The organism is Streptomyces sp. NPDC058221, from assembly GCF_042882365.1.
GTDB lineage: Bacteria > Actinomycetota > Actinomycetes > Streptomycetales > Streptomycetaceae > Streptomyces.
In genome coordinates this window covers 34,776-57,136 of the sequence record NZ_JBHVWF010000024.1, presented here as the reverse complement: position 1 = coordinate 57,136, position 22,361 = coordinate 34,776, and the positions used below count along the sequence as shown (strand labels likewise).

Below are 22,361 nucleotides of genomic sequence, written 5' to 3'. Positions count from 1 at the left end.
TCTCCGCGCGTGGGCGGTGCTGGAGCAGTGCCGGTGTCCGGGACGGGGTCCGGCGCGGGGCCCGTCACCGCGTTCCGGCTCGTACCCGCGTTGCCACCCGCGCCCGGCTCCGCGTCCCGGCCCGCGCCCGCGTCCCGGTCCTCCGCCCCCGGAGCCGCCGCCCCGGCCTCCAGCTCTCCGTGGCGGGCGGCGGCCACCACGGCCCAGACCAACCAGACCACGCCGAGCAGTCCCCGCACCCAGGCGGGGCTCAGCGGGATCCACGGGATCATGAACACGCCCTTGTCCAGCGCGTCCAGCAGCGTCAGGCCGCCCAGCGCCACCGTGGTCCAGCCCAGTCCGGGCCGCTCACGCCGCAGCACCAGCCCGATGCCCGTCCACCAGAGCCCGGTGAGCAGCAGGGCGACGGCGGGCAGGTACGAGGAGGCGAGCCCCATGGTCGAGCCGGCCACGTCCAGCCCCAGGCCGATGAGTCCGAGGACCGTGGCCCCGGTGGCGAGCCTGCTCGGCCGGAGCCTGCGCCACCACAGCACCCCGCCGACCAGCACCAGCACCACGGCGATACCGAGGGCCGCCTGCACCTCGACACGCTCGATGCCGCGCGCCCCGTACCAGTCGCAGCCGGCCGGCAGCCGGCGCGCCTGCACGTTGTAGTCGGCGCAGACCAGCAGCTGGGCGAGCTTGACGGGTTCCCCCACCAGCCGGTCGGTGCTGCCGGTGACCGCGCCGCGTGCGTCTTTGCAGGCGGGCAGCGAGCGGGGCGTGGAGGCTCCCGTGTCCGACTGCCAGCAGTTGCCGTCGCCCTGCCCGTCCCACCACACGTCGGTGCGGTTGGGGTGTGCGTTGCCCGCCTTGTCCGTACCGAGGTGGTTGTCCGCGTACCGGTTGTGGTGCGAGGTGTCGGTCTGTTTGCCGAGGACGCTCTCGCCGCGGATGAAGGCGGGGACGGCGCTCAGGAAGAAGGCGGCGCGCTGCTGGCCGTAGATCCAGTTGTTCTCGTAGATGTTCCAGTTGCCGCCCGCGGTGATGATGCCGGTGCCCGGCGGCATGGAGATCTGCGGGCAGACCACGCCGTTCTCGTAACCGCGCTCGACCGGAGGCTTGGCGCAGGTGCCGTCGGCGACGTACGGGTAGTAGTCGGCGTTGTTGTCGTGGATCAGATTGCGTTCGAAGCGGGCGTGGTTCTGCGGCAGCCCCGGGTGGCCGGGGAAGGCGCTGTCCATCGAGGCGCCGCCCATGTTGTGGTCGAACTCGTTGTCGTGGACGTAGACGGAGTCACCGGCGGTGCCGGAGTAGCCGACCATGCTGTGGTGGCTGTGGCAGCCGGTGATCTCGATCGAGTAGCGCGGGACCTCGTAGCCGTAGCCGTCGTTGATGTCCGACGCGCTGCCCGGGTAGATGCCGGAGTCGCCGTTGCCGTACGACTCGCAGTTCTTGTAGAGGCCGTGGTCGCTGGCGAAGGTCAGGAAGCCGTACTCGTCGTTCCAGCGGGTCAGCACGTCGTCGATGACGAAGCCGTCCTGGGCCAGGACGTACAGCGAGTTGAAGGTGGTGCGCTGGGCGGTGAAGTTCTTGAAGTAGACACCGTCGGAACCGTCCGACCGGATCGCGTTGAGCTTGCGGTACTTGGCATCGATGACGACATCCGTGCGCTCGGCGCCGGTGCCCTCGATCTGGAGGTCCTTCTTGCCGAGGATCGCCACCAGATTCTGGTTGTGCGGACACTTCGCCTGCTGGGCGTAGCTCAGGATCTGGTAGCCCAGCTGGGAGTTCGGGGCCTTCAGCCGGCTGCACTCCCCGGCCGGGGCCGGCAGCGATGGCTCCTCCTCGTAGAGGCCGGGCAGGATCGCGATGTTCCTGCCGGGCCCGGTGACCGCGTCGACGGCCTGCTGGAGATGGCGGTAGCCCGACTTCTGGCATCGGTCGAAGAGCTTCAGGTTCCTGGTCCGCAGGGCGTCGGGAAAGCCCGCTACCCGGTGTTCGAAGTCGGCCCGGTCGGTCTTGCAGACCAGGAGATCGGGCTCGCCGGTCCGGTACACGGGGACGCTGCCGGTTCCGTCGGGCAGGGTGACCGGACGTTCCTCGTGCGCCTGGGCGGCCGGGGCCGCGAGGAGGGCGGCCGCGAACGCCGCCAGGACCACCAAAAGTCTACGTGTCCACGACATGTGCCGGAGAGTAGAGCATTGTTCAACTTATGGAACCCCCCTGTGCGCCACAAATACCGTTGACTCACCCTCTTTTGATTCCTACGGTTACCCATAGGAATCCTTCGGCACCTGGAGCGCACATGAGCGGCACCGAGCAGGCGAGGAAGACGGCGGAAGGGCTGGAGCATTCCGCGGGTTTCGGAAATCAGCACAGCTCCCAGGCGGTGCCGGGGGCACTGCCGCACGGCCGCAACTCGCCGCAGCGCGCGCCCCTCGGGCTCTACGCGGAGCAGCTGAGCGGCTCGGCCTTCACCGAACCGCGCGCCCACAACCGCCGCTCGTGGCTCTACCGGATCCGCCCCTCCGCCGCCCACCCGCCGTTCGTGCGGATCGACAACGGCGCTGTCCGCACCGCCCCGTTCACCGAATCCGTCCCGGACCCCAACCGGCTGCGCTGGGACCCGCTCCCGGAGCCCGCGCCCGGCACGGACTTCCTGTCCGGCCTGTGGACGCTGGGCGGCAACGGCGACGCGACCAGCCGCAGCGGCATGGCGGTGCACCTTTACCACGCCAACGCCCCGATGACCGACCGGGTGTTCAGCGACAGCGACGGCGAGCTGCTGATCGTCCCCGAGCACGGCGGTCTGCTGCTCCGCACCGAACTGGGCCTGCTGCGCGCCGAGCCGGGCCATGTCGCGCTGATCCCGCGCGGCGTCCGCTTCCGGGTCGAGCTGCTCGGCGCGACCGCACGCGGCTACGTCTGCGAGAACTACGGCCAGCCCTTCGTCCTCCCCGAGCTGGGCCCGATCGGCGCCAACGGCCTCGCCAACGCACGGGACTTCCTCGCACCGGTCGCCGCGTACGAGGACGTGGAGCGCCCCGTCGAGGTGGTCAACAAGTACTGCGGCAACCTCTGGTCGGCGACGTACGACCACTCGCCGCTCGATGTGGTCGCCTGGCACGGCAACCACACCCCGTACGTCTACGACCTGCACCGGTTCAACGTCATCGGCTCGATCAGCTACGACCACCCGGACCCGTCGATCTTCACGGTGCTGACGTCGCCGTCGGACACCCCCGGTCTGGCCGGGGTCGACTTCGTGGTGTTCGCGCCGCGCTGGCTGGTCGGCGAGAACACGTTCCGGCCGCCGTACTTCCACCGCAATGTGATGAGCGAGTACATGGGCCTGATCGAGGGCGCGTACGACGCGAAGACGGCCGGCAAGGGAGGGTTCGTCCCCGGCGGCGGCTCGCTGCACACCATGATGTCGGCGCACGGCCCGGACCGGGAGACCTTCGACCGGGCGAGCTCGGCGGAACTGAAGCCGCAGAAGATCGACGACGGTCTGGCCTTCATGTTCGAGACCCGCTGGCCCGTCACGGCGACCGGGCAGGCGGCCGCCGCCGGGCACCTTCAGCACGGTTATGACGACGTGTGGCAGGGTCTGAGCCGCAACTTCAGGCCGTGACGGCCCCCGAAAGAGCCGGCGACGACGAATGCAGGTGACCCACGGTGCCGCAGACCCCGCTGAAGCCCCCCGCGCCCCAGGGGACCGCCTTCGCGCCCGACTCACTGGTCCTGAACCGCAAACTGCCGCTGTGGTACCAGGTCTCGCAGTCGCTGCGCGCATCGATACTGGGCCGCACCCAGGACGCCACGCTGCGGCTGCCGACCGAGGAACAGCTCGCCGTCCACTACGGCGTCAGCGTCCTCACGATGCGCCAGGCGCTCAAGGAACTGGAGACCGAGGGGCTGATCAGCCGGCACCGGCGGCGCGGCACGTTCATCGAGCCGCGCGCCCGCCGGGTGTCGCCGGTCCGGCTGCTCGGTTCGATCGACGCGATCGTCGCCCAGCAGTCGGGTGAGCGGACCACTCTGCTCGACCACGGTCCGGCCCCTGTGCCCGGCGATGTCGCGGAGTTCTTCCCCGGCTGCGCGGAGGTCGTCGGCTACCGGCGGCTGCGGTGCGACGAGGAGAACGGCGAGCCCACCAACTGGGCCCGGAACTGGATCCATCCGGAGGTCGCGGCGGAGCTCGACCCGGCCGATCTCGAACGCTGGCCGATGACCAAGGTGCTGCGCGACCGCGTCGGCGTCCGGATCGCGAGAATCACCGACACGGTCGAGGCCCGGCTCGCCGACCCGGTCACCGCCGAGCTGCTCAAGGTCCCGCTGGTCAGCCCGATCCTGTACTACACGGGCGTGACGTACGACGGGAGCGGCCGGGTGATCGATGTGGCGCAGATCCGTTACCGGGGCGACCGGTTCTCTTTCTCGGTCACGGTGGAGGCGAACTGACGCCACCCGAACCGACGCCGCTCAAACCGACGCCCCGAACCGACGCCCCGAACCGACGCCGCTCGAACCGACGCCACCGCCGTTCGCCCCGCCGGCCCGCGCGGCACAGGCGCCCTGACGCGGGCTCCCGCTGCGCGGTTACGATGCCTGGGAAGGCGGCAGACGTGGCGCCGGGGAGGACGACACGGTGGCAGACCCGGCGGCGGCCGGCTCCGGCGAACGCCCGGACAGTCCGCTCCTCGACGACCTGATGCCCTGGTCCGTACGGCCGTTGCGGACCGGACGCCCCTGGGTGACGGCCCCGGACGCGGCATCGCTCAGGGCCCGCTGGGAACGCCTCGTGCGGGCAGGCGACGCCGAGCGCGAGCGGCTGTTCGGACCCACCCGCTCCCGCACGCCGCGGACTCCGGTGGCCGCCCTGCCCGGACAGACCACCGGGACCGGCCGGTTCGCCCGTGACCCGGGCCCCTGCCCCGAACCGGTACGGATCCTGCACGGGCCGTTCGACGAGCAGTGGCTGCTCCCCGACCACCGGCTGATAGACGCCGCCCGGCCCGAACTGTGGCGGGTCGCCGACGGACAGCAGCTCTTCGCGGTCGAGCACGGCAGGATCCCCCAGGACACCGGCCCGGCCCTCTCCGTGACGGCGCTGCTCCCCGACGGCCACTCCCCCGCCGGCCGCCCCGGCCGGATCCGCCCGCTGTACCGGCGGCCCGGCGGTCTCGAACCCAATCTGGCACCCGGGCTGCTCGCCCTGCTGCGCGGCCGGCACGGGGACGCGGTCTCCGCGGAGTCCGTGCTGGCGTGGATCCTCGCGGCGGCCCGGCACTCCCCGGCCGGCTCCGTCGTGCCGCTGCCGGCCGACACCGCGCGCTGGTCGGCCGGGGTGGAGCTCGGGCGGGAGCTGCTCCGGCTCCAGCTGCGCGGGGCCCGCGGCGGGGAGCGGCCGCGGCTGCCCGGCGGACGCCGGCCCTATGTGCGGGCCGCGGTGCCACCCGCGCCTTCGGCCCTCTCGTACGACCCCGAGGAACAGGTGCTGACCCTCGGCACGGGCCGCATCTCACCGGTGCCCGCCGGGGCGTGGGAGTTCCGGGTGGGTGGCGTACGCATGCTGGAGCTGTGGTTCGAACGGCGCACGACGGTGGCCGGGACGGACGGTCTGGAGGCCGTGCGGCCACGGGTCTGGCCGCAGGAGTGGACGTCCGAGCTGCTGGAGCTGATCACACTGCTCGCCCTGCTCGCCGAACTGCGCCCCCAGCAGGACGAACTGGCGGACGGCCCCCGGATCGGCGCCCAGGAGCTGCGGGCGACGGGCGTGCTGCCGGTGGCAGCTGCGGCCCGGCGGCCCGCCTCGGTGCTCGACCACCAGGAGGAGGGCCCGGACGGCCAGTTCGCACTGCTGTGACGGCGGCTGACCCCGAGGACACGCTTCAGCGGGGGTCGAACGAGTCCAGCACCCGGTTGAGCGCCCGGTCGAAGACCCCCTCCAGGTCGATCGGCCCGGGGTCCTCGGCGAACCCCTCCGCCATCCGCGGATACTTGCCCGTCGAGATCTGGCTGATCAGATAGCCGGTACGGGCGGCCTGCTCCTGCTCCTCGGTCCAGGGCAGCGAGCGGCTGCGCTCCGCCGTGGCGATCTCGTTGGCGACGTACGTGGTGACCACGCCGTTGACCATGGCGATGAGTTCCATCTTCTCGCCGAACCGGGTGTCGATCCCGTCCAGCAGACTCAGCGTGTACTCCAGGTAGCGCAGGGCGTTGGGGCTGAACCCGTACACGGGTGACATCAGCCGCGGCACCCAGGTGTGGCGGTGCATCATCTCCCGGGCCTGGTGCGCGAGGGCGAGGATGTCGGCGCGCCAGTCACCGGAGGGCTCCGGATAGTCGTAGCCCCCGCTGACCGCGTCGAGCATCAGCTCGTACAGGTCCTCCTTGCGTGGCACGTAGTTGTACAGCGACATCGTGCCGCAGCCCAGCTCGGCCGCCACCTTCCGCATCGACACCGCGTCAAGGCCGTCCGCGTCCGCGATGCGCACGGCGGCTGCCGCGATGTCCGCACGGCTGAACGCGGGCGTGGGCCCGCGGCCCGCCCGCTCGGGGCGCGCCCAGATCACTTCGGGTACAGCGGGTCGCCCCACCATTGATCACCACCTCGACCACCATGGTAGTTACGTACGCCGTACGTAGTGCGGTACGGTTACGGCATGACAACTACGTACGCCGTACTTAGTGAAGGTCTGGAAAAGCACTATGGCGAGGTACGGGCCCTGCGCGGCCTCGATCTGGCCGTGGCCGAAGGAACCGTCTGCGGAGTGCTCGGGCCCAATGGCGCGGGCAAGACCACCGCTGTCCGGGTACTCACCACGTTGACCGCACCCGACGGCGGCAGCGCCCGGGTCGCCGGTCACGACGTGGCGCGTGAGGCCGACGCGGTACGGGCGGCGATCGGCGTCACGGGGCAGAGCGCCTCGGTCGACGGTGAGCTGTCCGGCCGGCAGAATCTGCGACTCTTCGCCAGGCTCCTCAAGTTCCGCGGCGAGGCCGTGCGCAGCCGGAGCGACGAACTCCTCGAACGCTTCGAACTGACCGAAGCGGCCGACCGTCCGGCCCGCACCTACTCCGGTGGCATGCGGCGCCGGCTGGACCTCGCCGCCAGTCTGCTGACCCGGCCGCACGTGCTGTTCCTGGACGAGCCGACCACCGGCCTCGACCCGCACAGCCGCAACCAGATCTGGACCGCGGTACGGGAGCTGGCGGGAGCCGGCACCACGGTCCTGCTCACCACGCAGTATCTGGACGAGGCCGATCAGCTGGCCGACGACATCGTGCTCGTCGACAGCGGCCGGGCGGCCCACCGGGGCACCCCAGCCGAACTGAAGGCGCAGATCGGCAGCTACGCCGAGGTGGTTGTCGGCCATCCGTCGGAGCTCGTCCCGGCCGCCGCGGTGCTGGACCGGCTGACGGGCTCCGAGCCGGTCCTGGACCACGAGCACCGCACGGTGGGCGTGGTCGCCTCCGACCCCGCACTCACGCTGCCCCGGATCGTGCGCGAGCTGGACGCGGCGGGTGCGGCGGTGATCGACGCGAGTCTGCGTCCGCCCACCCTCGACGAGGTCTTCCTCCGGCTGACCGGTCGCGACAGCGGTCCCGCAGCCCCACCGAAGAAGGAGATGGCGGCATGAGCGGCAACGCACTCGCGTCGGAGCGGCCCATGACGGGCACCGGGAGGATCGCGAGCACACCGGTCGCGGACGGGCTGGCCGTCCTGGGCCGCCATCTGCAACGGATCAAGGCGGCACCGGGCGTGCTGATCCTGACCCAGACCATGCCGATCACGATGCTGCTGTTCTTCGGGTACGTCTTCGGCAGCGCCCTGGCCGTGCCCGGCCAGGAGTACCGCGCGTTCCTGGTGCCGGGACTGCTGGCGGCGACCGCGGCGAACGGCATCATGACCGGGATGTTCCAGTCGGCCCAGGACTGCCACCGGGGTGTGATGGACCGGTTCCGCACGCTTCCGATGAGCCGGTCCGCCGTGCCGTTCGGGCAGACCGCGGCCGATCTGCTGACCACGGCCGTCGGCATGATCCCGCTGGTCCTGGTCGGACTCGCGGTCGGCTGGCGGATCGAGGGCGGCCCGGCTGCAGCGATGGGGGCGTTCGGACTGCTCCTGGTGTTCCGGTTCGCCACCTCATGGGTGGGATGCTGGCTCGGGCTGCTGATCCGGAACGAGGAGGCGGCCGGCCAGATCGGCGCCGCCACGTTCATCCTGCCGCTGCTCTCCAGCGCGTACATCCCGACCGGCAATCAGCCGGACTGGCTGCGCATCCTGACGGAGTGGAATCCGATCAGCGCCGCCGCCGCGGCCGTCCGCGACCTCGTCGGCAACACCGCACCGGCGGCCGACGCCGCCTGGCCGGTCGCCCATCCGGTGGCCGGGACGCTGCTCTGGTCGGCGGTGCTGCTCGCGGTCGCCGTACCGCTGTCCGTGCGCCGGTACGCGCGCGGCGGCGAGTGAGGGACGGACAGCTCTCGACCGGGCAGCGCGGCCGGCCCGCATCCGGACGGAGCGCGCTCAGCCGGCCAGCGCGGCCGGCCGGTCGAGCGCACCCAGCAGACAGATGAAGCTCGACTCCAGAAAAGCGCCGAGCTCCCTATGCGCATCCGGTTCGTCGAGCGGCCAGCTGGTGACGGCCTCCTCGGCGAAGGCCATCCAGGCCCGGGCGGCGACGAGCAGCCGCGGCGAATCCGGCATCCCGAGCCGCCGCTGCCCCTCCTCGACCCGGCGGGCCAGGGTGGCACGTGTGGACTCGACGATGTCCTCCACGGCGGGATGACTGCCCGCGGCCCCACGGACCAGGGCGAGGTAGACCTTGCGGTGCTCGGTGACGTACGCCGCGAATCCGGCGATGAACGACCGCAGCCAGGGGACGGGCTCCAGCGTGGGGTCCGGCTCCGTGGCTGCGGCGAAGTCGTCGCACTCCTGGCGCACCACGGAGCGGTAGAAGTCGCGCTTGGAGTCGAAGTAGTGGAAGAGCAGCCCCCGGGAGATCCCGGCGCGGCGCGCCACATCGTCGGTGGAGAGCTCGTCCAGCGAGCACTCGGCGAGCATGTCCACGCCAATCGACACCAACTGCGCCCTTCGCTCGTCGGGGCTCAGGCGCGCGGCTCGCTTCTCGTGCATGCGGCCAGTCTAGAAGTACTTCGGCACCGAATTACCTCGACACCCGCCTTGCCGCGAACCGGTATCCCGGCACTGCTCGGGCAGCGGCCCCACGCAGACATGGCGACGCGCCACTGCCGGCTCCGGGGATGACGGAAGAGCGGGCAGCAGCGCGATACCTGAACCGGGGCTGTCGGGTCAGCGGCGGCTGCCGAAAAGCGAGCGCCGCAGACGGCGCAGCGGCGCGAAGAGCGAGACCCGCGCACTCTTGCTCCGACGCCTGTGCGCGGCGTCGCGCGAGGTCAGCTCGCGCATCAGCAGCGTTGCCTCGGCGGACTCGCGCTGCGGGACGACAGGGCCGCCCAGCACTGCGAGATGACGGTCGAGGCGCGAACTCGTCGCACCGCTCCCGCATGTAATGGCAGGCACTCGCGCCCTGCTGTGCATCGTTATCTGTTCCATGTCACTCCCCACCCGTACGAGGGCACCCGACCCGGGCAGGTTAACCCTATCCCCCCGCGACGACACGCGTGTATCCCGGGCGCAGGATTGAGCACACACATACGGAGGTTGACGACCGTTTTCCGAATATGCCTGATTCCAGGGCGAGTTGGACAGATCATCAGGGACCGGACACCCCGACGCCGTTCCATGTGCGGCCCACCGGGCGAAGACCCCAGACCTCCGGGGCCTCCACCGGCGGACAGATGGGAGCCGGATGACGGAAGAGGGCGTCAGGGGCCGCCGGAGGCCGTCAGGCTGCGATCAGGCGGCCATCAGGCGGCCGCGTTGAGGACGGGCAGATAGCCACCGGACTGTCCGGCGGCGAAGGGGTGGTACGACTCGCCGATGTCGAGCCAGTTGAGGCTGTGCAGCCAGGCACTCCCCGAGCAGATCTCGTGCCCGGTGAACTTCCCCGTGACATCACCGAAGGTGAAGCCGTGGTCGGCCGCACGCTTGGCGGTGGCAGCGTTCAGGTAGTCGGACGCGCCGTTGATGGCGGCGCGCACCGTGTCACTCAGACCGACGACACAACTGCCGCCGATCTTGTAGAAGCGCGGATAGCCGAGGACGACGACATGGGCGGACGGAGCCTTGGCACTGATCGCGTCATACACCGTGTCGAGCTTGCCTGGCAGCGTGGAGTCCACATAGCTGCGGGCGGCCGCGATCCGGTCGAGACAGGTGGCCTCCGACTGGAGGACGCAGGTCGTCATGACGTCGGAGAATCCGGCATCGTTGCCGCCGATGGAGAGGGAGACGAGGTCGGTCGAGGAGTCGAGCGGGCCCAGCTGATTGGCGGTCACATCGCCGGTGCGGGCTCCCGAGCAGGCGGTGAAGGCGAACGAGGCGGGCGAGTTGGCCGCCGCCCAGAGCGAGGGATAGGCGAGGGTACTGCGCTTGCAGTCCCCGCTGGAGCTGATGTAGCTGCCCGAGCCGACACCCGAGGAGTAGGAGTCGCCGAGGGCGACATAGTCGACGGCCTGGACGGACGGAGCGGCGTTCGCGGTGGCCGCCCCGGTCAGGGCGACGACAACACCGAACAGGAGCGAGGACGACAACGCCACGAGTCTGGACATTCTCATTGAATCTCCCTTGGACCGACCAGCAGGATCTCTGCCACATATGTGGTAGCAGCAGGGGCAGCCATTCCGGAAGTGTGCATGCCAAGTCCATCGGATGACCGTTTCGCGCCGGTCTCCTGAGGGAGCGTCACTCCACAACCCGGCCCATGAGGCGGAAGGTGGCGAAACCCGGGTGCGCGGGGCGTCCCCGTGCCGGATCATGGGCGCCATGTCTGCCAACCCCGAGTCCGCGCTGCCGATCCGGCTCAACGTCGACGACAGCGACTCGCCGTCCGATGTCGTCGACGCGCTGTTCCTCGGCCGTTTCGCGACGGGCGAGCAGCCGTACTCGCACAGCTCGTCCCTCGACCGCGTCAGGACCGCCGCGACACTGCTGCCCCCGGCCGCCAAGGTGCTGCGGGCCGCCCGTGACGACGACCGAAGCGCCACGCTGGCCGAGGGCGAGGGCTGGACGCTGCTCGTCTCCCGCTGGAACCGCGGCGCGGACGTCACGGTCACCGCGACCACCCCCGAGCTGGCCCGGAAGGTACTCGACGAGGCCACCCGCGGTGCGCAGGACGAGCCCGAACCGCAGCCCGACAACGTGACCATGGGCTTCTGGTACGTGTCGCCGCGCCGCGGCCCGTACCGCACGACGCGTCAGATCGCGGCCGGCACCTGGGACGAGGTCCGCGCCAACTACACCGCGCCGGTGGCCGATGCCATGGACCGGCTGATGAAGGTCACCCCGGACGACATCGCAGGCCGGCTGCTCCTGCTGCACGGCCCGCCCGGCACCGGCAAGACCTCCGCGCTGCGCACCCTTGCACGGTCCTGGCGGGACTGGTGCCAGGTCGACTGCGTACTCGACCCCGAACGGCTCTTCAACGACGTCGGCTATCTGATGGACATCGCGATCGGCGAGGACGACGGCACGGCGAAGGGCCGCTGGCGGCTGCTGCTGCTGGAGGACTGCGACGAGCTGATCCGCGGCGAGGCCAAGCACACGGCAGGCCAGGCGCTGTCCCGGCTGCTGAACCTCACGGACGGACTGCTGGGCCAGGGCCGCAACGTGCTCGTCGGGGTGACCACCAACGAGGACCTGGAGCGGCTGCACCCGGCGGTCGTCAGGCCCGGCCGCTGCCTGGCCCGGATCGAGGTGGGCCCGCTGACCCGCAAGGAGTCGGTGGCCTGGCTGGGCACGGACGAGGGCCTGGGCCGAGACGTGACCCGCGAGGGGACGACCCTGGCGGAGCTGTACGCACTGCGCCGCGGCACGAGCCCCGCATCGGTCCCCAAACAGGAATCGGGCGCGGACGCGGGCCTGTACCTCTGAACCCGGCAGCCTCAAGCCCGGGCGGCAGCCTCAAGCCCGTCCGGCGATCGAGGACAAGGCGGCCCACCGGTGCACCCCGCACCCCCACGCGGCGCCCTCACCCCGCGTACACCGCCCGGACCGCATCCTCCGCCAACTCCAGCGCCCGAGCCCGCGACACCCCCAACCGCCGTGCCTGCTCCGCGTACTCCCGCGCCGCGGACGCGGCATTGCGCTCGGCGGCATCCCCCGCGGCAGCGACGAACGTACCGTTGCGGCCACGTGTCTCGATCACCCCGTCCGCCTCCAGCGCGCGGTACGCCTTGGCGACCGTGTTCGCGGCGAGGCCCAGCTCCTCGGCGAAACCGCGCACGGTCGGGAGTCTGTAGCCGACCGGCAGCGCGCCGGAGCGGGCCCGTTCGGAGATCTGCGTACGCAACTGCTCGTACGGGGCGATGCCGGCATCGGGGTCAACGGAGATCTTCATGGTCACGCGCCCGATTCTCCCCCACCGCCGGAAATTCGGGGGCGCCCGGGCCCGGCCTGCCGATAACGTCCGGCCCATGACTGTCATCGTGCGCGACTTCCGCCCCGCAGACGCCGAGGACTGGGTGAGGGTGCGTCGCGCGGCGCTCCCGTTCATGGTCACCACTGCGGAACGGGTCGTCTTCGAGCTGGCCGGTGCCCATCCGGCCAAGCGGTACCGGCTGCTGGTCGCGGAGGAGGACGGCGAGATCATCGGGACGGCCCAGGTGGGCCTGGCCCATGAGAGCCCCGAGCCCGGACAGTCCTTCTGCAATCCGTACACCCATCCGGAGCGGACCGGCCGGGGAGCGGGCAGCCTGCTGCTGCGGACGGCCGAGGAGTATCTGGCCCTGGCCGGTGCGACCTCTGTGTACACCTGGGTCCTGGACACTCCCGGCAACCGGGCGTTCGCCGGGAAGCACGGCTACGAGCCGAGCCGTCCGGCGCACTTCTTCCACCTCGACCTGGCCAACGGCACGCTGCCGCCGCGCCAGGAGCTGCCGCCCGGGTTCGAGCTGCGTACCGCCGCCGACTTCGCCGACGACCCGCGCCCCCTCTTCGAGGCGGACGCCGAGACCACCGCGGACGAGCCCAGCGACACTCCGGCGGAGCTGACGGACTACGAGGCGTGGCTCGACGAGACCTGGCGCAGCCCGGGGCTCGACCACCGCCTCACCTCCGTGGTGGTGGCCGACGGCGAGGTCGCGGCGTTCAGCGCGGCGGAGACCGACGGTGCGAGCCGCTACTGGTCGGGGATGACCGGCACCCGGCGGGCGTACCGCAACCGCGGCCTGGCGAAGCTCGCCAAGAACGACTCGCTGCACCGGGCGCGCGCCGCCGGGTACACCGACGCCTACACCGGCAACGACGCCGAGAACGGCCCGATGCTGGCGGTCAACCGCTGGTTCGGCTACGAGCTCTGTGCCACGGAGGTACGCCATGTCCGCAGGATCGGCTGACGCCGGACTGACCGTCGTCCTGGTCAAGGCGGGGAAGACCAAGATCAGCTATCCGGCCTCCCTGGTCGCCGACAACGGCACCCGGGTGACGGTGCGCGCCCCCTGGGCCTCACCACGGGTCCGCGACTTCGGCTTCGTGCGGTTCGAGCCGGGCGATGTGCTCACCGAGCACTACTGGCGCGATGCCTGGTTCGCGGTGAAGGAGGTCCGCACCGGCGCGGGCGAGCTCAAGGGCTGGTACTGCGATGTGACCCGCCCGGCCGTGCTGCGCGACGGTGAGCTGGTCGTCGAGGACCTGGATCTCGATCTGTGGGTGTCGGCGGACCGCTCCCGCGTACTGCGCCTGGACGAGGACGAGTTCGAGGAGAGCGGGCTGGCCGGACGCGACCCGGCGGCGGCGGGTGCCGCCGTGGACGCACTGGACGAGCTGGAACGTCTCGCCCGCACGCCGGAAGGCTTCGGCTCTCTGCTGAGCTGAACCCGCCCGCCCCGGCTGCGGGCCGGAGACTCCTCAGCCGGCCACCAGCTCCACCTCGTACCCCGCCGCGTCCTCCAGGTACGCGGCCGCGTGCTCGTCGCCGCCGGCGTGCGGATGCCGGTCCGTGAAGAGCAGCCGCCAGCCGTGGTCCGGGGCGCGGGCCACCAGCGCGTCGAGAGTGGCCCGGTCCGCCACATGGAACGCCAGGTGGTTCAGGCCGGGGCGGCGCCGCTCGTGCGGCCCGGGGACCAGATCGGGTGACTGCTCGATCACCACGTAGCTGTCGCCCCGCCGCCAGCTGCGCCCGTGCGCCCACTGCTGGTACGGGACATGGCCCAGCTCGCCGAGGAGCCAGCCCCACCCGGCCGTGGCCGCCACCAGATCGGGCACCCACAGCTCGATGTGGTGGATCCGCCCGGTGCGGACCCCGCCGGCCGGCAGCGGGACCGCACGGCGGGGGCCGCGTGGTTCGTACGCGACGGTGTCGCCGTCCTCGTGCCAGTGGATCAGGAACCGCTCACCGGACCGGTAGCCGTCGAGCCCGGCGCGGCAGTACGCGACCATGTCGTCCGGCAGGGCGTCCAGCGGGAACCAGGCGAGCTCCGAGCACTTGTCCGGTTCGCGGTTGTACGGCGGACGGTCCGGATCGTACTGCGCCTCGAAGAACCAGCCGGTCCTGGGACTGCCGGCGGGCCCCCGGTGCTGCATGACGAGGGCCACGCTCAACTCCTCCGGTTCGAGGGCGATCCCGATCTCCTCGGCCGCCTCACGGATCATGCCCTCGCGGACGTCCTCGCCGTCCTCGACGTGCCCGGACGGGGCGTGCAGCAGCCCGTCCGCGTACCCCGTACCGGCCCGGCGGGCGAGCAGGACGTCGGAGCCCCGGCGGAGGATCAGATGCACGTCGACGACCTCGGTGTGCCGGCGCGGTGGTTCGGCACGGGCCACCAGGGCATAGCGCTCGTCGTCGACGTCCTTGCCCCAGAGGTCGCGGTCGCCGGAGAGCCGTTCGTGGTGGACGCGTTCGGTGAACGGGGCGAGCAGCGCGGTCAGCTGACCGGCGGACAGCCCGACCCCGTTCCACACGCCTTCGATCAGCACCAGCCTTCCGCCGGGCCGCAGCAGGCCGAACCAGTGCCGCAGGGCCTCGGCGGGATCGGGCAGCAGCCACACCACGTGCCGGGCCAGGACCACATCGAACCGCTGCTTGCCGACCGGGGGCCGGGCCGCGTCCCCGACATGCACCTCGGTCCCCGTCCCCGCCAGCTTGGCGCGTGCCTGCTCCACCATGCGGGGCGACCGGTCGACGCCGGTGACCCGGTGTCCCTGCCCGGCGACGAGCAGCGCCAGGCTTCCGGTGCCGCACCCCAGATCGAGCACCTCGGAACGCTCCCGGGGCAGCCAGCTCTCCAGCCGCTCCGCCCAGGCGTGCCGGACCACGGGGTCGAGCAGACCGTGGTCGGGCTCCTCGTCGAAGGAATCGGCGGCGGAGTCCCAGTCGATCGTCGTCATGCACCGATCGTGCCATCTGCCACTGACAGTGCGCGGGCCGATCCCTGGCAGTCGTTCTTAATCGCCTCCGATCCCCTCCTTAAGACCGTCATAACGATGGCCACCAGGCCCTTTTCCAGGCCGGTCGGGGGCCGGGCAGCGGCTAGCTTGCTGTTCCCGGGGCCCCCGGCACACGTTCCCGGGGCGCCCCGCACCCCGTCGTGGACCGCCGAAGGAGTACCACCACCATGGCCGTCATCACCACCGCCCGTCGCAGGGCCACCGCCGGTATCGCCGTGCTCGGTGCGGCGCCGCTCGCGCTGACCGTTCTGACCGCGGCCCCGGCCTCGGCGCACGGCTCGCTCTCGGACCCGGTCAGCCGGGTCTCTGCCTGTTTCGCCGAAGGGCCCGAAAGCCCGACGTCCGCGGCCTGTGCGGCAGCGGTCGCGGCGGGCGGCACCCAGGCGCTGTACGACTGGAACGGGGTCAACATCGCCAACGCGGCGGGCAATCACCGCCGGTTGATCCCGGACGGCAAGCTCTGCAGTGCGGGCAACGACAAGTTCAAGGGGCTCGATCTGCCGCGCGCCGACTGGCCGGCGACGAAGCTGGCGGCGGGCAGCCACACCTTCCGCTTCCGGGCCACCGCCCCGCACAAGGGCTCCTTCGAGCTGTACCTGACCAATTCCTCCTACGACCCGGCGAAGCCGCTGAAGTGGTCGGACCTGGAGGAGAAGCCGTTCGCCGGGGCCACCGACCCGAAGCTGGTGGACGGCTCGTACGTCTTCGACGGCACCGTGCCGCAGCGCGCGGGACGGCAGCTGATCTACACCGTCTGGCAGCGGTCCGACTCACCGGAGGCGTTCTACGCCTGCTCCGACGTGATGTTCGACGGGGCCGCCGGAGGCACCGCTTCCGCCCCGTCCGCCCCGTCCGAGCAGGAGATCACCGAGGGGGAGACCAAGTCGTCGGTCGAGCACGGCGGCCACGGTGACGACGACGCCGCTACGGGCGCGAAGGTCACCGAGGCGGCCGGCACGCCCGGTGCGGCGGCCAACGCCCCCGAGCCGGACAGCGCCGCCACCTCACCCGCCCCGGCCGGTCCGAACCTCGCCGAGACGGGTGGCAGCAGCAGCACGTCGTACCTGACGATGGGCGGCGCGGCCGCACTCGCCGTGGGCGCGGCCGCGCTGTTCGCCTCGGTCCGGCGCCGGGCGGCCTCCACCGCACGGCACGGCCGCTGAACGGGCGGGCGGCTCCGGGCGCACCCGGGGCCGCCCGTCCTGGCTAGCCGACCGCCGAGGCGCAGGTGGTCGGGGTGGCGTGCGCCGGGTCCAGGGCGTTCGCCACCTCGTGGTAGGCGACCCGGTCGATGGTCCCGATCGCCACGTGCTCGGACAGATCGACCGGACACAGGTCCTGGAGCAGGACGTTGTGCACGTCGGGCCCGTCCAGGAACTGCGTCCGGTACGGGGTCACGACCTCGTCGTACTTGGTCGCGATGACGGTGTAGTGGACTCCGGGCACGGTGTCGGGCAGGGAGTTGAGCTTGGTGACGAAGGGCGATCCGGCCACCTGGTCGGCGAGTCCGGGGGTGCCGGCGTTGAGGAGGTCCTCGGCGCCGGGGAAGTACGGCAGCAGCTTCGTCAGGCCGAGGAGAGTGGTGCCGTGGTTGTCGGGCGCGAGCCCGATCATGGCGTTCACCTTCGCGTCGCCGCCGAGGAACTTCAGGTAGTAGTTCGGCATCATGCCGCCCTGGGAGTGCCCGACGATGTCCGCCTTGGGTGCCCCGGTGGAGGCGAGCACCTTGTCGACGAAGGTGGCGAGCTGTCCGGCCGACTCCTCGATCGGGCCCAGGCCGTTGAAGACCGGCACACCGGGCAGCTGGCCGTAGTCGAGCGAGTAGACGCAGTAGCCCCGGCTCGCCAGGTAGGGGGCGAGGACGAGCCAGTTGTCGACCGAGTTCCCGAAGGTTCCGTGGACCAGGACGACGGGCCGGGGATGGGCTGCGGAGGGTTTGCAGGAGTAGTCGTTCCAGCCGCGCGAAGTGGCTGTGGCGGCGGTGGGGGTGGCTGCAGCGGCAGTGGCCGTGGGGGTGGCGACCGCCGCGACGGCGAGGAGCAGTGCGGCGAGGGTTCTGCGCGCTCGTGGGGTGCGCGGCGCACGGGTCCAGGGCAGCATCGTGTGTTCTCCTTGCGGCTCAAGAGAGTTGCGATGTCTGTGCACCCTGCGGCCCGGACCACAAGTTCTGACGGCACTCTGTGTGCTCATGCCAACTTACGCACGAGTAAGGTTTCCTGGGAAGTTACGCGTCGGTAAAAACTGACGCGGTGGTAACCGTAGCTTCAGGACAGCCCGCGACCGGGCGTTCAGGCCGCGAGTCGCCCCGGCATCACGGCCTGCGGTCCGAATCTGGCCCGCAGCCGGTCCGCCACCGCCTCGATCCGCCGCGCCCGTTCGTCCACCGGGTCGAAGGTCAGCTGGTGCGCGGCCCGCCCGGCCTCACCGAGCCCCTCGGCCCGCAGGGCGATCCCCCGCACCCGGGCGCGTTGCAGGGCGAACGAGTCATGGATCCGGTACGCGAGCGCGGTGAGCTCCGCGGAGTGGGCGGTGGGTTCGCGGAGCGTACGGCTGCGGGCCAGCGTCGAGTAGCCGGTCCGGTCGGCGTAGCGCACGGAGACCGCGAGCGAGCGGCACACCTGCCCCTCGCCGCGCATCCTCGCCCCCAGCTCCTCGGTGAGCGACATGAGCGCACGCCGCTGCCGCTCCCGGTCCAGCTCGTCGCGCGGGAAGGTCCGTTCGGCGGCGACCGACCGGGCGGCGGCGTTCGGCGCCACCTTCGCATGGTCGATGCCCTGCGCCCGCTCCCACAGCTCGCGCCCGGTCCGCACCCCGGTGATCCGCTGGAGGGTGCCGAGCGGGGCGGCCGCGATCCGGCCGACGGAGTCGAGCCCGTATCCGCACAGGGTGCGGGCCGTCGCCGCCCCGACGCCGTCCAGCGCGCCGGCCGGCCGGTCGCCGAGGAAGGCGGCGGCCCCGCCCACGGGCACCACGAAGGTCGTCCCGGGCACGGCCCGCCGCGCCGCCATCCGCGCCAGCATCGGGTTCTCGGCGGCCCCGATCGCGCAGTCGACACCGTGCAGGGCCAGCGCGCGGACCCGGATCACCGCGGCCAGACCGGCCGCGTCCCGCCCGAAGTAGCGCAGCGCGCCCCGCACATCGGCGAGCGCCCCGTCGGGCGGCGCCGCCTCGACGAGGGGGGTGAACGAACCGAGCAGGGCGAGCAGCCCCGTGTAGCCGGGGCCGTCCGGAGAGCCGCCGCCGACCCGCCGGAACCGCAGGCAGAGGATTCCGGGCTGCTCACTCATCCCGCGCTCCCCGGACTCTGGTGCCACAGCTTCCTTCCGGTGGGCGTCCCTTCCCCGGGCGGTTGCAGGTCGGACCAGGGGTTCATCTCGTAGCCGGTGGGCATCCGGATCCGGCGGCCGTCGCCGTCGGCGGACGCCTCCTCCTTCTCCGGGGCAACGGCCTCAGCAGGCACCTCCGCCAGCCGGGCCGCGACCGCGTCGAGTCCGCCGGTACGCCGCAGTTCGGCCAGCTCGGCCAGATTCCAGGCGGCGGCACCGACCACGCTCAGGCTCCGCGGTCCGCGCCGCTGGACCACTCCGCGCACCAGGAGCAGCCAGGAGTGGAAGACGGTGTAGGCGCAGTCGGCGTGGCTGTCGTCGAAGAACGCCAGGTCGACCAGGCCCGTGCCGTCGTCCAGGGTGGTGAAGACGACCCGGCGCCCGGAGCGGACCGGCGGGGTCTGGGTGGCCGCCTTGGCGCCCGCGACCAGCACGGTCTCCCCGTGCCGCGCCTCGCGCAGCCGCTTGGCGGAGACCGCGCCGAGCTCCTCCAGGAAGGCGTGGTGATCGCTCATCAGATGGCGCGAGACATCCATGCTCAGCACACCCAGCTCGGCGCTGAGCCGCTCCGCCTCGTTGAGGTCGGGCAGGCCGATGGAACCGGTCCGGTGTCCGCCGCCGAGCGGGAGCTGTGCGCCACCGCCGCCGGAACCCGTGCCCCGCTGGGCCCGGTGGAGCTCGGAAAGATGCAGCAGCAGATCACGGCGGTTGGCGCCGAACGCGTCCAACGCGCCGACCTGGGCCAGCCGTTCGGCGGCCGGCTTGCCCGGACGGGCCCGCTGCCAGAAGTCCAGCAGTGAGCTGTAGGGCGCTCCGGCCTCGATCCGGGCGACCTCGGCCGCACTGATCCCGTGGACGTCCGAGAGCGCCAGCCGCAGCCCCCAGGCCTCTCCCTCCGTGCCGTTGTCACCATCATTGGACACCAGTTCGATTCGATGGGCTGCCGCCGACCGGTTCACGTCCAGCGGCAGCACCGGCACCCCGCGCCGCCGCGCGTCCGCCAGCAGCAGCCGCTTCGGGTACATCCCGGGGTCGTGGGTGAGCAGCCCGGCGTAGAAGGCCGCCGGGTGGTGCGCCTTCAGCCATGCCGACTGGTACGTCGGTACCGCGAAGGCGACCGCGTGCGCCTTGCAGAAGCCGTAGCTGCCGAACGCCTCGATGATCTCCCACGCGCGGGCGATCACCTCGGCCCCGTACTTCCTCGCCGCGGCGTGCCGGGCGAACCAGACCCTGATCCGCCCCTGCGACTCGGGGTCGGAGAGCCCGCGCCGCACCCGGTCGGCCTCGTCCCGGCCGCAGCCGGTCATGATGTCGACCATCTCGATGATCTGCTCATGGAAGACCACCACTCCGTACGTCTCGCGCAGCGGCCCCTCCAGATCGGGGTGCGGGTAGCGGACGGGCGCGCGGCCGTGCCGGGCCTCGATGAACGGGCGCACCATGTCGGCGGCGACCGGGCCGGGCCGGAAGAGCGATATGTCGACCACCAGATCGTGGAAGTCGGACGGCTGGAGCCTGCCGATCAGATCGCGCTGGCCGGGCGACTCGATCTGGAAGCAGCCCAGCGTCTCGGCGGTCCTGATCAGCCGGTACGTCTCCGGGTCGCCCGGTGGCACGGCGTCCAGATCCACCTCCTGCCCCGAGGCCCGCTTCACCTCGGTGACCGCGTGCGCCATCGCCGACTGCATCCGTACGCCCAGCACATCGAGCTTGAGCAGCCCGAGGTCCTCCACGTCCTCCTTGTCGAACTGCGCCATGGGAAAGCCCTCGCCGCTGGTGGGTACGACGGGGACGCGGCGCAGCAGCGAGGCGTCCGAGAGAAGGACTCCGCACGGGTGCATGGCGATCCCGCGCGGCAGCGCGTCCAGCGCCTCCACCAGCTCCCACAGCCGCCCGTACTTCTCCTTCGTCCGGGCCACTTCGCGCAGTTCGGGCAGTTCCTCCATGGCCGCGAGGGCGTCGCGGGCCCGGATGTGCGGGAAGGCCTTGGCGAGCCGGTCGGTCTCGGCCGGGTTCATGGAGAGCGCGGCGCCGACGTCCCGGATGGCGTGGCGCACCCGGTAGGTCTCGGGCATGGAGACGGTGGCGACCCGTTCGGTGCCGAAGCGGCCGATGATCGCGCGGTAGACGTCGAGGCGGCGGGCCGATTCGACGTCGATGTCGATGTCGGGCAGCACGAAGCGGCGCTTGGACAGGAAGCGCTCCATCAGCAGCCCGTGCTCGACCGGGTCGGCGTGGGCGATGCCGAGGAGGTGGTTGACCAGGGAGCCGGCCCCGGAGCCACGGGCGGCCACCCGGACCTTCATATCCCTGATGTCATCCACCACTTGGGCGACCGTGAGGAAGTACGAGGCGAAGCCGTGGTGGGCGATGATGTCCAGCTCGTGGTGCATCCGGTCCCAGTAGCCGGGCCTGCGGTCGTAGCCGCGCAGCACCATGCCGGCGGCGGCGCGGGAGGTCAGCACGCGCTGGGCGGTGCGGCGGCCGGCGCCGACGAGACGCGGTTCGGGGAAGTGGACGGAGCCGAGGCCGATGTCGCCCTTGGGGTCGACCACGCAGGCGTCGGCGGTGTGCCGGGTCTCCGCGAGCAGCCGGGCCCCGGCACCGGGACCGAGTCCGGCGGCCGAGGTGATCCGCTCGGCGGTCTCCGCCATCGCGCGGGCGTCCTTGAGCCAGCGCTCGCCGCTGTCGAGCGGGGCGCGGCGCGGGTCCACGGGGACGAGCCTGCGGGCGGAGTCGAGCACATCGGCGACCGGGCCCTGGCCCGCGTCGGCGTACCGGACGGCGTTGGTCAGCACGGCCCGTATCCCCTGTCCGGCAGCGAAGCCGACGGTACGGGCGGCGAGCCGCAGCGAACCGGGGCCGGTGCCGTCCCGTCCGTGGTACACGGCTTCGAGCCGCAGGTCGTCCCCGTACACCTCCCGCCAGGGGGCGAGCAGGGCGGCGGCCAGGTCGGGGCGGCCGGCGGCCAGCGCCCTGCTCACCTCGGAGGCGGGGCCGAGCAGCACGGTGAGCCCTTCGGCGGGCAGCGAGGGCCGGTCGAGCAGGGGCCGGCCGCCGTCGGGGACGGCGGCGTGGGCGGCGGTGACGAGACGGCACAGCTCGGCCCAGCCCTGGGCGCCGTCGCGGGCGAGGAAGGTGACCCGGGGGGCGGATTCATCGACAAAGGCACCACCGCGGACCGGGGTCCGCGGGCGGTGCGTACTCCCGTCGCCCCCCGCACGTCCGGCGGCGGGCACCGCGAGCTCCGCCCCGAAGAGCGGCCGCACGCCTTCCCGCTCGCAGGCCTTGGCGAAGCGGACCGCACCCGCGAGGGTGTCGCGGTCGGTCAGCGCGAGAGCGCCCATCCCCCGCTCGGCGGCGCGCTCCGCGAGCCGCTCCGGGTGCGAGGCCCCATACCGCAGGGAGAACCCGGAAACGGTATGCAGATGCGTGAACCCTGGCACGCGCACCTCCTGGACCGATCCGTGACTCTCCACCCCCTCGCTCTCCACCATAGACCAAGTTCGAACATT

At 71.9% G+C, this 22,361-nt stretch carries 19 protein-coding genes; 9 read left to right on the top strand and 10 right to left on the bottom strand.

Translation table 11 applies throughout. From position 1 onward, the window contains the following. The coding region (locus tag ACFVW8_RS11055) for a right-handed parallel beta-helix repeat-containing protein (protein ID WP_389688393.1) at positions 1-2,165 on the bottom strand (2,165 nt) is incomplete at its 3' end. 122 nt (positions 2,166-2,287) lie between these two features. Here ACFVW8_RS11055 and hmgA point away from each other — a divergent pair. The 3 genes from hmgA to ACFVW8_RS11040 all read left to right on the top strand — a co-directional run bounded on the left by hmgA (position 2,288) and on the right by ACFVW8_RS11040 (position 5,851). Further along, positions 2,288-3,616: a homogentisate 1,2-dioxygenase gene (hmgA, locus tag ACFVW8_RS11050; RefSeq protein WP_389688391.1), complete on the top strand. Its 1,329-nt coding sequence runs from the start codon at positions 2,288-2,290 to the stop codon at positions 3,614-3,616. Between the two features lie 44 nt (positions 3,617-3,660). Continuing rightward, positions 3,661-4,446, top strand: coding sequence for a GntR family transcriptional regulator (locus ACFVW8_RS11045; RefSeq protein WP_389688389.1), 786 nt, complete (start codon positions 3,661-3,663; stop codon positions 4,444-4,446). A 187-nt stretch (positions 4,447-4,633) separates the two neighbouring features. Further along, positions 4,634-5,851, top strand: a complete 1,218-nt coding sequence (locus tag ACFVW8_RS11040; RefSeq protein WP_389688387.1) for a type ISP restriction/modification enzyme — start codon at positions 4,634-4,636, stop codon at positions 5,849-5,851. Between the two features lie 25 nt (positions 5,852-5,876). Here ACFVW8_RS11040 and ACFVW8_RS11035 read toward each other — a convergent pair whose 3' ends face one another. Further along, positions 5,877-6,587, bottom strand: a complete 711-nt coding sequence (locus ACFVW8_RS11035; RefSeq protein ID WP_389688385.1) for a TetR/AcrR family transcriptional regulator — start codon at positions 6,585-6,587, stop codon at positions 5,877-5,879. A gap of 63 nt (positions 6,588-6,650) precedes the next feature. On the opposite strand from ACFVW8_RS11035, the gene ACFVW8_RS11030 reads away from it, so the two are divergent. Both ACFVW8_RS11030 and ACFVW8_RS11025 read left to right on the top strand, forming a co-directional pair. Continuing rightward, on the top strand, positions 6,651-7,628 hold the full coding sequence (locus tag ACFVW8_RS11030) for an ATP-binding cassette domain-containing protein (RefSeq protein ID WP_389688383.1): 978 nt from the start codon (positions 6,651-6,653) through the stop codon (positions 7,626-7,628). Between the two features lie 29 nt (positions 7,629-7,657). Continuing rightward, complete coding sequence (locus ACFVW8_RS11025) at positions 7,658-8,461, top strand: ABC transporter permease (protein WP_389688426.1); 804 nt, start codon at positions 7,658-7,660, stop codon at positions 8,459-8,461. Positions 8,462-8,518: 57 nt separating this feature from the next. Here ACFVW8_RS11025 and ACFVW8_RS11020 read toward each other — a convergent pair whose 3' ends face one another. From ACFVW8_RS11020 to ACFVW8_RS11010, 3 genes are all read right to left on the bottom strand, one after another. Beyond that, positions 8,519-9,127 (bottom strand): TetR/AcrR family transcriptional regulator, encoded by a 609-nt coding sequence (locus ACFVW8_RS11020; protein ID WP_389688381.1) that lies wholly within the window; start codon positions 9,125-9,127, stop codon positions 8,519-8,521. A 177-nt stretch (positions 9,128-9,304) separates the two neighbouring features. Then, positions 9,305-9,568: a hypothetical protein gene (locus tag ACFVW8_RS11015; protein WP_389688379.1), complete on the bottom strand. Its 264-nt coding sequence runs from the start codon at positions 9,566-9,568 to the stop codon at positions 9,305-9,307. A gap of 314 nt (positions 9,569-9,882) precedes the next feature. Beyond that, positions 9,883-10,692, bottom strand: a complete 810-nt coding sequence (locus ACFVW8_RS11010; protein ID WP_389688377.1) for an SGNH/GDSL hydrolase family protein — start codon at positions 10,690-10,692, stop codon at positions 9,883-9,885. Positions 10,693-10,900: 208 nt separating this feature from the next. On the opposite strand from ACFVW8_RS11010, the gene ACFVW8_RS11005 reads away from it, so the two are divergent. Continuing rightward, positions 10,901-12,007, top strand: a complete 1,107-nt coding sequence (locus ACFVW8_RS11005; protein ID WP_389688375.1) for a DUF5925 domain-containing protein — start codon at positions 10,901-10,903, stop codon at positions 12,005-12,007. A gap of 97 nt (positions 12,008-12,104) precedes the next feature. Here the strand turns inward: ACFVW8_RS11005 and ACFVW8_RS11000 are convergent, their stop codons facing one another. Next, entirely contained in the window at positions 12,105-12,479 is a 375-nt protein-coding gene (locus ACFVW8_RS11000; protein ID WP_389688373.1) for a GntR family transcriptional regulator, read from the bottom strand. 70 nt (positions 12,480-12,549) lie between these two features. Between ACFVW8_RS11000 and ACFVW8_RS10995 the strand changes: the two genes are divergently transcribed. Both ACFVW8_RS10995 and ACFVW8_RS10990 read left to right on the top strand, forming a co-directional pair. Beyond that, positions 12,550-13,470 (top strand): GNAT family N-acetyltransferase, encoded by a 921-nt coding sequence (locus ACFVW8_RS10995; RefSeq protein WP_389688371.1) that lies wholly within the window; start codon positions 12,550-12,552, stop codon positions 13,468-13,470. Beyond that, positions 13,451-13,948 carry a DUF402 domain-containing protein gene (locus tag ACFVW8_RS10990; protein WP_389688369.1) on the top strand — a complete coding sequence of 166 codons (498 nt, stop codon included), beginning with the start codon at positions 13,451-13,453 and terminating at the stop codon, positions 13,946-13,948. Before ACFVW8_RS10995 ends, ACFVW8_RS10990 begins: the two co-directional genes overlap by 20 nt. Positions 13,949-13,981: 33 nt before the next feature. Here the strand turns inward: ACFVW8_RS10990 and ACFVW8_RS10985 are convergent, their stop codons facing one another. Next, positions 13,982-15,460 carry a trifunctional class I SAM-dependent methyltransferase/NUDIX hydrolase/VOC family protein gene (locus ACFVW8_RS10985; protein ID WP_389688367.1) on the bottom strand — a complete coding sequence of 493 codons (1,479 nt, stop codon included), beginning with the start codon at positions 15,458-15,460 and terminating at the stop codon, positions 13,982-13,984. A gap of 227 nt (positions 15,461-15,687) precedes the next feature. On the opposite strand from ACFVW8_RS10985, the gene ACFVW8_RS10980 reads away from it, so the two are divergent. After that, positions 15,688-16,683, top strand: a complete 996-nt coding sequence (locus ACFVW8_RS10980; RefSeq protein WP_389688365.1) for a lytic polysaccharide monooxygenase — start codon at positions 15,688-15,690, stop codon at positions 16,681-16,683. A gap of 43 nt (positions 16,684-16,726) precedes the next feature. On the opposite strand, the gene ACFVW8_RS10975 is transcribed toward ACFVW8_RS10980, so the two are convergent. From ACFVW8_RS10975 to ACFVW8_RS10965, 3 genes are all read right to left on the bottom strand, one after another. After that, positions 16,727-17,620 (bottom strand): esterase/lipase family protein, encoded by an 894-nt coding sequence (locus tag ACFVW8_RS10975; protein WP_389688363.1) that lies wholly within the window; start codon positions 17,618-17,620, stop codon positions 16,727-16,729. A 188-nt stretch (positions 17,621-17,808) separates the two neighbouring features. Beyond that, a complete protein-coding gene (locus tag ACFVW8_RS10970; RefSeq protein ID WP_389688361.1) occupies positions 17,809-18,807 on the bottom strand; it encodes a hypothetical protein in 999 nt (332 codons plus the stop codon). Continuing rightward, a complete protein-coding gene (locus tag ACFVW8_RS10965; protein ID WP_389688359.1) occupies positions 18,804-22,343 on the bottom strand; it encodes a DNA polymerase III subunit alpha in 3,540 nt (1,179 codons plus the stop codon). The genes ACFVW8_RS10970 and ACFVW8_RS10965 overlap by 4 nt, the downstream gene beginning before the upstream one ends. Between the last annotated feature and the right edge of the window lie 18 nt (positions 22,344-22,361).